Genomic DNA, 9430 nt, shown 5'->3' with positions numbered 1-9430 from the left:
GCGGGCGCTGCCGCCGGCATGGGCGCGGCGGCGGGAACCGGCGCGGCCTGCGGCAGGGCCTCCCGCGCCGATACGGGCTGCGACACCAGGTTGGTCAGCTTGGCGAAATCGGCCTGATCGACCTTGTCGGTGATCGCCGCCATCTGCTGCGCGGCGCGGCTGCCCGATGCGGTGAGGGCAAGGCCCGTGGCGACGACCATGGCGACGGCGGCCATGCCCCAGCTGATGCGCTTCAACGATGTTTCATGGCTCGAAAGCATTTTCAGCCTCCCCTTGAGCGTGGTGATGCGGGTGAGATGGCAGGCGCCGGCAAATTGGCGACCACCGGCGGCCTTCAATATGGCGCGGCCATAGGCATGGGCCTGATCCTGGCCGTAGAGCGAGAGGACGCGCGCGTCGCAGGCGGTTTCCTGATCGGCGCGATAGGCGCGATAGGCGATCCAGGCGACCGGATTGCACCAGTGCAGCGCCAGCAGCAGCAGCGCGACCATGTTGGCGGCCAGATCGCCGCGCTCATGATGGGCGCGTTCATGGGCGATCGCCATATCCTGCTCCTGCGCGTCATAGCGCAGCCCGAAATCGGTCGGCAGGACAATATAGGGCCGGAAAATACCGAAGGCGAGCGGCCCCGATGCCTGCGGACTGGTGATCAGGCGGATGCGCCCTTCCTCGCCCAGCGGCGTCGATCCGGCCAATATATCGCGGCGAAACCGGGCATAGCCGATCGCCTGCACGACCAGGAACAGGACGACGCCCAGCGCCCACAGGCCGATCGCCATTTCCAGCCAGGGGATGCTTGTCGCGGCGGCCTGTGCCGCGGGCGAAGGCGCGACCTCCAGCAGCGCCGGCAGGCCCGCTTGGTCCACGACATTATGCAGCGGCGAAGGCGCGGCAACCTCGCGCGGAAGCGTTGGCAACAACATGCGGGCCAGAGGCAGCAGCCACAGCCAATAGGCCGCCCCCGCCCCCAGCCAGCGCGCCACCGGGCGTCGCAACATCATCACCATCGCCATCAGCAGGGTCGTGGCGATCAGCGTTTCGGCCATCCAGACGCTCATGATTTCAACCCCTTCAGGATTTCCTCAAGCTCCGCGATATCATCCGCGCTCAACTGGTCCTGGCTCGCCAGCTGGGCGACCAGGGGAGAGATGCGACCGCCGAACAGGCGATTGACCAGCCGGCCGGACTCGCTCGCCACATAATCCTCGCGCGCCACCAGCGGGCGATAGAGGAAACGGCGGCCATCCTGGTCGGCGGCGATCACCTCCTTGGCCATCAGCCGCGACAGCAAGGTCTTGACCGTCTGCAGGCTCCAGTCACGTTCGGCGGTGACGCGATCGGCGACGTCATTGGCGGTTGCCGGCGCCTGTTCCCACAGCGCTTCCATCACCACCAGTTCCGCTTCGCTGATCTTCTCGCTCACTGCCCGATCCCGATCCTGTTCCGACTCTCCAACTACACATGTAGTCGCATCGATTACGGATGTAGTCAATCAGGAAAGCGGCTCGGCCCAAATGGCTTTTCGACGAAAGTGTCGGGCGACCTTACAAACGACAGCGGACGACTGGCGGCGTTAACCCTTGAACCATGCACGAATGCGTGGCTTTCCACTTCTGGCACGCCGGATGCTTCTCTTCCCACATACCCACCGTTCAACTACCCGGGGGATGCCGGCACGGTCTCCGCAGGCATCCCCCACCCGGTGGCCGTTCCCAAAGCTTTCACAGACCTAATCGCCAGCCGGGCTTGCAGCACATTGAACCGTCCCTGGCCGGCTTCATATGCCCGCACTGCAGACAAGAAAAAGGGCGGCCCGACCAGCGGACCGCCCCATGATCTTTTGCCCTGAGCCGGCGATCAGTTCGCCGCAGCGACGCCGTTGTCGGTCATCAGCTGCTGAAGCTCACCGGCCTCATACATTTCCATCATGATGTCGCTACCGCCGACAAATTCGCCCTTCACATAAAGCTGGGGAATGGTCGGCCAGTCGGAGAAGGTCTTGATGCCCTGGCGGACCGCCTGGTCCTGCAGCACGTCGACCGTCTCGTAATTCACGCCCAGATGCTCCAGGATCGCGATCGCGCGGCTGGAAAAGCCGCACTGGGGGAAGAGCGGCGTGCCCTTCATGAAGAGCACCACGTCATTACCGTTGACGATGTCGGCGATCCGCTGCTGCACGGCGTCGGTCATTTCACTGGGTCCAATTCTCTTGTCTGGCGTCGCCGCGCGGCGGGACGCGAATGTCGCTATGGCGGTTAGTTGGGAACGGCGGTGGTCAGTTGCAAGGCGTGAAGCACCCCGCCCATGCGTCCGCCCAGCGCCGCATAGACGGCGCGCTGCTGCGCCACCCGGCTCATGCCCCGAAAGCTTTCGGACACGACCTTCGCCGCATAATGATCGCCGTCACCGGCCAGGTCGGTAATCTCGACCTGCGCATCCGGGATCGCGGTCTTGATCATCTCGGCAATATCGTCTGCTGCCATCGGCATGGCGATACCTGCCTTACTGCGCTTCGATGAACATGCGGCGGGCGATCACCGCCTGCTCGTCGAGCGCGGTGCGCACGCCGGCTTCGTCGATGTCGAGGCCGGCCTGGGTCATGTCGCCCAACAGCTTGCGGATGACATCCTCGTCGCCCGCTTCCTCGAAATCGGCCTGCACGACGGCCTTGGCATAGGCGTCGGTTTCCTCAGGGGTCAGGCCCATCTTCGCGGCCGCCCATTCGCCCAGCAGGCGGTTGCGGCGCGCCTGGATGCGGAACTGCATCTCCTGGTCGTGCGCGAACATATTTTCAAATGCGCGCTCGCGGTCGTCGAAAGTGGTCATGCGTGAAGCCCTGTTGAAATGCGTCTGTCGCGTTCAGAGATAGGCGGAACCGCGCCTTTAGGCAACGGCCGGCACCAGCCAGGGGCGCAAAGCCGCATCCTTCGCCTCGAACGCGTCGATCACATCCGCCTCGTCCAGGGTCAGGCCGATCTCATCCAGGCCGCCCAGCAGGCAATGCTTGCGGAACGGGTCGATCTCGAAGCTGAAGCGATCCTGATATTGGGTGGTGACGCTCTGCTGCTCCAGATCGACATGGATCGGATCGGTCTTGGCGACCTCCATCAGCCGGTCGATCGCCTCCTGCGGCAACACCACGGTCAATATGCCGTTCTTGAACGCATTGCCCGAGAAGATGTCGGAGAAGCTCGGCGCGATCACCACCTTGATGCCCAGGTCGCCAAGCGCCCAGGCGGCATGTTCACGGCTGGAGCCGCAGCCGAAATTGTCGCCCGCGATCAGGATCGGGCTGCCGGCATATTCGGGATCGTCGAAGACATTGTCCGGTTCCTTGCGCAGCACCTCGAACGCGCCCTTGCCAAGGCCGGCGCGCGAAATCGTCTTGAGCCAATGCGCCGGGATGACGATGTCGGTGTCGACATTCTTCATCCCGAACGGATAGGCTCGGCCGTCAACGGTAGTCAGCTTGTCCATCAGTGCGCCCGCTTCGCCTCCACCGCGGGACCGTCCTCAGCGCGGCCCAGCGTCGCGGCCATCGCCGCACTGGCCAGCGCACCCAGCGCCAGCACCCAGAATACCTTCTTCATGCGACCATCCCCTCTTTTTCACCCATCAATGCGCGCACATCGGTCAACCGGCCGGTCAGCGCGGCGGCCGCCGCCATTTCCGGCGAGACCAGATGCGTGCGCGACCCCGGACCCTGACGGCCCATGAAATTGCGGTTGCTGGTCGATGCGCAGCGTTCGCCGGCCGGCACCTTGTCCGGATTCATGCCCAGGCATGCCGAACAGCCCGGCTCGCGCCATTCGAAACCGGCGTCGAGGAAGATGCGGTCCAGCCCCTCGGCCTCGGCCATGCGCTTGACCAGGCCCGAACCCGGCACCACCATCGCATGCTTGATGCCGGCCGCGATATGCCGCCCCTTCAGCAGGCCGGCGGCGGCGCGCAGATCCTCGATCCGGCTGTTGGTGCAGCTGCCGATGAAGACATGCTCGATCGCGACATCTTCCATCTTCTGCCCGGCGATGAGGCCCATATAGTCGAGCGACTTCTGCGCGGCGGCGCGCTTCGACGCATCGGCGAAGCTTTCCGGATCCGGCACGACGCCGGTCACCGGCACGACATCCTCGGGGCTGGTGCCCCAGGTAACGTTGGGCACGATGTCGGCTGCGTCGATCACGACGGTCTTGTCGAAAGTCGCGCCTTCATCCGTGTGCAGCGTCTTCCACCAGGCCACGGCCGCATCCCAGTCGGCACCCTTGGGCGCCATCGGACGGCCCTCGATATAGGCGAAGGTCTTCTCGTCCGGCGCGAACAGGCCGGACCGGGCGCCCGCCTCGATCGACATGTTGGCAACGGTCAGGCGGCCCTCGATCGACATGTCGCGGAATACCGACCCGCGATATTCCATGACATAACCGGTGCCGCCCGCGGTGCCGATCGTGCCACAGATCGCCAGCGCCACATCCTTGGGGGTGACGCCATAGCCCAGCTCGCCCTCGACCACGACCTGCATGGTCTTCGACTGTTTCAGCAGCAGGGTCTGGGTGGCCAGCACATGCTCGACCTCGGACGTGCCGATGCCGAAGGCCAGCGCGCCCAGCGCGCCGTGCGAGCTGGTATGGCTGTCGCCGCACACCAGGGTGGTGCCCGGCAAGGTGAAGCCCTGTTCCGGGCCGACGACATGGACGATGCCCTGTTCCGGGTCCGCGTCACCGATCAGGCGCACGCCGAACTCCGGCGCATTGCGTTCCAGCGCGGCGAGCTGCTGCGCGCTTTCGGGGTCGGCGATCGGGATGCGATGACCGTCGGCGTCGCGGCGCGGCGTGGTCGGCAGATTATGGTCGGGCACCGCCAGGGTCAGGTCGGGCCGGCGCACCTTGCGCCCGGCGAGGCGTAGGCCTTCGAACGCCTGCGGGCTCGTCACTTCATGCACGAGGTGACGATCGATATAGATCAGGCAGGTTCCATCGGGACGCCGTTCAACGACATGCGCGTCCCAGATCTTCTCATAGAGGGTGCGTGGCTTAACCATGGTCCCCTCCCCCTAGACCCGTAAGGCGCCAGGGGAAAGGGGGAGAAACAGGCCTTGCGATGGAAAATGTGCGTTTTTCGCAAGGCTGAAGCAATAATGTTACGCCGCGCGATAATCCTCGACCACGCGGCCGACCGCCGCCAGCTCCGCCTCATGGCCCTCCTCGCGCCAGGTTTCGGCCAGCGCTGCCTGTTCCCATTCGCGCATCGCGGGATGGGCCAGCATGGTTTCGACCCAGCCGCGCGCGATCGGCCCGACATCCAGGCCATAGCTGCGCACCCGGAAGGCGACCGGCGCATAGAAGGCGTCGAGCGCGCTGAACTCCGCGCCGGCCAGATAGGGCCCGCCAAAGCGCGCCAGCCCCTGCTCCCAGAGTTCGCGCAGCCGGGCGATATCCTTGTTGAGCGCCGGCTCGATCAGGTTCAGCTCCACCCGCACCCCGACATTCATCGTGCAGGTCGACCGCAGCGCGGAAAAGCCGCTGTGCATTTCCGCCACCGCGCACTGGGCAAAGGCCCGCGCATCGGCGTCGGCGGGCCAGACGCCCGCATGCCGGTCGGCCAGATAGAGAAGGATGCCGAGCGAATCCCAGACCGTCCGGTCGCCATCGATCAGCGCGGGCACCTGCCCCGTCGGCGAAAAGCTGCGAAAGGCGCTGTAATTGACCGGCGCGGCAAAGGGCTCGATCCGATCGACGAAATCGATCCCCAGCCCCTTCATCAGCAGCCAGGGCCGCAGCGACCAGCTCGAATAATTCCGGTTGGCGGTGATGAGCGTATAGGCCATCGATCAATCTCCCCTTGGCGTGGTCGCGTCCCCTTAGCGCAACGGGGAACGGCCCGACAGGCGAAACGATCCACGGGTCTGACAAGCTGAGCTTATCAGGCGAGATGGCGAAGCTTGACGCGCCTCTGACGAGCAAGTGGAAAGCGGACCGGTTGCTTACCCTCTCCCGTTCACGGGAGAGGGAGGGGCCCGCACCATAGGCGTGGGAGGGTGAGGGCCTTCTGAAACAAGCGCCCCTCATCCAACTTCGCCTGGCCGGCTTTGCCGGCAAGGCTTCCTATCCTTCTCCCGCCAGCGGGAGAAGGAATGAGCGCTTCTGATCGGTTGCGGCTGGGCGGCTTTCGGCACCCTGATTTCGATCTGCTGGGCAACACGAACGGGTGGATCAGGGGACGGCCATTTTTATGCCGTCATCCCCGCGGAGGCGGGGATACATCTCACCAGCGTGGGGCCAGATGCAAGGTCAGGAGATGGATTCCCGCCTACGCGGGAATGACGAATAAGGGTGGATGGCGGACAGTCTGCTTCGGCTTGCACAACACCACTAAGCAGACAAGTATGCCTCCAACCAAAGGGAAGGCGAAAGATGCTTGAAGGGCGTGATTGGTTTGGGCTGGACGGCGCTGCTATATCGGAATTGGCCGCCTTAAAAGCGGTCGCCCCAGATGGCATCCCTTCCATCTATCTCGACCTGCTTGCATTTAGCAACGGCGGCGAAGGCCCCTTGCCTGTCAGCCCATACAACTTCTGCTTGGATGCGGCGGCGACCGTGGTGGAGAACATCAAAAACTCAAACTATAGCCAACCTCATCTGCAAGGCTTTCTTATCTTCGGCAGTAGCGGCGGTGGAGAATATCTCGCCTTCGACATCCGTGCACCAGCATCTTGGCATGTTGTTACTATCGACATGGTAGCAGGTGGCGACACAGCAGAGGTCGTCGCGCCTGATTTTGACGTTTTCTATGACTGGATCGGGTTAGAGGCAGCCGCGCCCTGAACGTCTAAAAGTGGTCGCTTCCAGACCGACAGCTATTCCTCCCTCCCGCCGCAGCTCTTTCCTACACAGGGCTTTTTCTGTTCTATCCTGTCGGATGAACCAGCCCCTTCCTCCTCCGCCCGCCGCGCCGGCCCGGCGCCCTCGCCGCCAATGGACGCCCGATCGTCAGCGCCGCTTCCTCGCCGCGCTGCTCGAAACCGGCAATATCAGCCATGCCGCGCAGATGGTCGGCACGTCCCGTTCCAGCGCCCACCGGCTGCGCGATCAGCTCGCGGGCACCGGCTTCGACCGCTACTGGGCCAATGCGCTGGCGCTCCATGCCGCCCGCCGGGCTGATCCGCTCGCGCCGAACCGCCGACATAAGGGCCGATCGGCCGATAAATGGCGCCCGGCTGTCGCCTGACTGTCGCGTCGCTGTCGCTTCGGTGTGACCCCAGTGTCGCTTCAGTGTCGCTCCACTGTCGCTTCATGGGCGCGCGACAGGCGCGTTGTCGCCAAAATCGCCCCGAAATCACGACGCATGACGGTGTGAACTTTCAACTGTCGCGTCATTTCCCCCTCGCCCCTAGAGCGATTTCCAAGCAATCGGCATCGATTGCTGATTAAGAAATCGCGGTAAAACAAATAATAGCCAAGCCCTTGCAGGCGCGGCACTAAGGCGGCCCCGGCGGGCGGGCGACCGTTCGTGCCAGGGCCAGAACAGGGAGCATTTCGTGAACCGACGCCAATTCCTCACCACCAGCGGCGCCACGGCGCTGGCCGCATCCGCCCCGCGCGCCTTTGCGCAGCCGGGATCGCAGGATGCCCGCCTGCGCGCCATGCTGGACGGCTTCTTCTATGAGCGGCTGGACGACAGCCCGGAACAGGCGACCCGCCTTGGCCTCGACACCGGCGCCCGCGCGGCGCTGCGCGGCAAGCTCAGCGATACCAGCGCCGCCGGCGCCGCGCGCGACCTGGCCCGCACCAAGACGCAGGCCAAGCAACTGGCGGGTCTGGACCGCGCGGCGCTCAGCCCGGCCAGCCAGCTCGACTATGATGTCGTCGCCTATCAGCTCGACCGCGCGGTGGGTGGCGAGCGTTTCGCCTATGGCGAGACGGCGGGCCGCTATGCGCCCTATATCCTGAGCCAGTTGACCGGCTCCTATCGCGAGACGCCCGATTTCCTCGACAGCCAGCACCGGGTGAAGGACGCGGCCGATGCCGACGCCTATCTAGCGCGGCTGGAGGCCTTCCCCGTCAGCATGGATGGCGAGTTGGAGCGGCAGAAGGCGGACGCGGCCAAGGGCGTGTTCGCGCCCGACTATATCCTCGACACGACGATGAAGATGCAGGCGGCGCTGCGCGACCAGCCCGCCGCCCAGACCGTGCTGGTGGCGAGCTTTGCCAAGAAGCTGGCCGCCGCCGGCCTGCCGCCCGAACGCGCGGCGCAGGCGGAAAAGATCGTCGCGGAAAAGGTCTTCCCCGCGGTCGATCGCCAGCGCGCGCTGGTGCAGCAGTTGCGCGCCAAGGCGGTGCATGACGCCGGCTGCTGGCGCCTGCCCGATGGCGAGGCCTTCTACGCCGCCGCCGCCGAGGCCGCGACCACGACCCGGCTGACCGGCGACGAGATCCACCAGATGGGCCTGGATCAGGTCGCCAGCATCTCGTCGCGGATCGACGCGATCCTGAAGGGCGAAGGGATGAGCCAGGGCAGCGTCGGCGACCGTCTGGTCGCGCTCAACAAGCGCCCCGATCAACTCTACCCCAATACCGATCCGGGCCGGGAGGCACTGTTGGCGCAGCTCAACAGCCAGATCAAGGCGATGCAGGCGCGGCTGGGCGAGGCGTTCAACACCGTGCCCAAGGCGCCGGTCGAGGTGCGCCGCGTGCCGGTGACGATCCAGGCGGGCGCGCCGGGCGGCTATTATCAGAATGCCTCGCTCGACGGGTCGCGGCCGGCCATCTATTTCATCAACCTGCGCGACACGTTCGACCGGCCGAAATTCGGCCTCGCCACGCTGACCCATCATGAGGCGGTGCCGGGCCACCATCTGCAGGTGACGGTGGCGCTGGAATCGGATTCGATTCCCATGATCCGCCGCCGCGGCTTCTACAGCGGCTATTCCGAAGGCTGGGCGCTCTATTCCGAGCAGCTGGCCGACGAGATGGGCATGTACAAGGGCGATCCGCTGGGCCAGGTCGGCTATCTCCAGTCGCTGCTGTTCCGCGCCACCCGTCTGGTGGTCGACAGCGGCATGCACGCCAAGCGCTGGAGCCGCGAGAAGGCGACCGATTATCTGATCGCCACCACCGGCATCGCACGCGGCCGCAGCCAGGGCGAGATCGACCGCTACACCGTCTGGCCGGGCCAGGCGTGCAGCTACAAGATCGGCCACACCGTGTGGAACGACCTGCGCGAGCAAGTGAAGACGGCGCAGGGCGACAAGTTCGACCTCAAGCAGTTCCATGAGGTGCTGACGCTGGGCGCGATGCCGCTCGACATATTGAAGCAGGCCGTGCGCCAGCGGGCGGGGATCGCTTAAACGCCTCCCCTTTGGGGCAGACAAAAAACGGCCCGGTGGTGCGCCACCGGGCCGTCGAGGGTCCTTCCACCCAAATCGCGAGAGGAG

The 9430-nt window shown here is 65.1% G+C and carries 11 protein-coding genes; 3 read left to right on the top strand and 8 right to left on the bottom strand.

What is annotated here, in order from left to right; all coding sequences use genetic code 11:
* The 8 genes from A0U87_RS24920 to A0U87_RS24885 form a co-directional block, all read right to left on the bottom strand.
* A partial coding sequence (locus tag A0U87_RS24920) for a M56 family metallopeptidase (RefSeq protein WP_137406100.1) occupies positions 1-1058 on the bottom strand: 1058 nt, incomplete at its 3' end.
* On the bottom strand, positions 1055-1423 hold the full coding sequence (locus A0U87_RS24915; protein ID WP_004210924.1) for a BlaI/MecI/CopY family transcriptional regulator: 369 nt from the start codon (positions 1421-1423) through the stop codon (positions 1055-1057). The genes A0U87_RS24920 and A0U87_RS24915, both read right to left, overlap by 4 nt.
* 434 nt (positions 1424-1857) lie before the next feature.
* Positions 1858-2190: a Grx4 family monothiol glutaredoxin gene (gene grxD, locus A0U87_RS24910; RefSeq protein WP_004210908.1), complete on the bottom strand. Its 333-nt coding sequence runs from the start codon at positions 2188-2190 to the stop codon at positions 1858-1860.
* A 65-nt stretch (positions 2191-2255) separates the two neighbouring features.
* Positions 2256-2489 (bottom strand): BolA family transcriptional regulator, encoded by a 234-nt coding sequence (locus A0U87_RS24905; protein WP_004210906.1) that lies wholly within the window; start codon positions 2487-2489, stop codon positions 2256-2258.
* Positions 2490-2502: 13 nt separating this feature from the next.
* Entirely contained in the window at positions 2503-2826 is a 324-nt protein-coding gene (locus A0U87_RS24900; RefSeq protein WP_004210904.1) for a DUF1476 domain-containing protein, read from the bottom strand.
* A 57-nt stretch (positions 2827-2883) separates the two neighbouring features.
* The gene (gene leuD / locus A0U87_RS24895) at positions 2884-3477 is read right to left on the bottom strand and encodes a 3-isopropylmalate dehydratase small subunit (protein WP_010337589.1); all 594 of its coding nucleotides are present in this window, start codon (positions 3475-3477) and stop codon (positions 2884-2886) included.
* A 109-nt stretch (positions 3478-3586) separates the two neighbouring features.
* The gene (gene leuC, locus A0U87_RS24890; RefSeq protein WP_048938739.1) at positions 3587-5038 is read right to left on the bottom strand and encodes a 3-isopropylmalate dehydratase large subunit; all 1452 of its coding nucleotides are present in this window, start codon (positions 5036-5038) and stop codon (positions 3587-3589) included.
* Positions 5039-5137: 99 nt separating this feature from the next.
* On the bottom strand, positions 5138-5824 hold the full coding sequence (locus A0U87_RS24885; RefSeq protein WP_048938740.1) for a glutathione S-transferase family protein: 687 nt from the start codon (positions 5822-5824) through the stop codon (positions 5138-5140).
* Between the two features lie 586 nt (positions 5825-6410).
* Here A0U87_RS24885 and A0U87_RS24880 point away from each other — a divergent pair.
* The 3 genes from A0U87_RS24880 (at position 6411) to A0U87_RS24870 (ending at position 9343) form a co-directional block, all read left to right on the top strand.
* A complete protein-coding gene (locus tag A0U87_RS24880) occupies positions 6411-6821 on the top strand; it encodes an SMI1/KNR4 family protein (protein ID WP_048938741.1) in 411 nt (136 codons plus the stop codon).
* 94 nt (positions 6822-6915) lie between these two features.
* Positions 6916-7224, top strand: coding sequence for a hypothetical protein (locus A0U87_RS24875; RefSeq protein WP_048938742.1), 309 nt, complete (start codon positions 6916-6918; stop codon positions 7222-7224).
* 310 nt (positions 7225-7534) lie between these two features.
* The gene (locus tag A0U87_RS24870; protein ID WP_048938743.1) at positions 7535-9343 is read left to right on the top strand and encodes a DUF885 family protein; all 1809 of its coding nucleotides are present in this window, start codon (positions 7535-7537) and stop codon (positions 9341-9343) included.
* The last annotated feature ends 87 nt before the right edge of the window (positions 9344-9430 follow it).

It is taken from the genome of Sphingobium sp. MP9-4 (assembly GCF_005281675.1).
Lineage (GTDB): Bacteria > Pseudomonadota > Alphaproteobacteria > Sphingomonadales > Sphingomonadaceae > Sphingobium > Sphingobium yanoikuyae.
The sequence above is the reverse complement of the archived record's forward strand: the minus strand, read 5'-3'. Positions and strand labels throughout refer to the sequence as shown.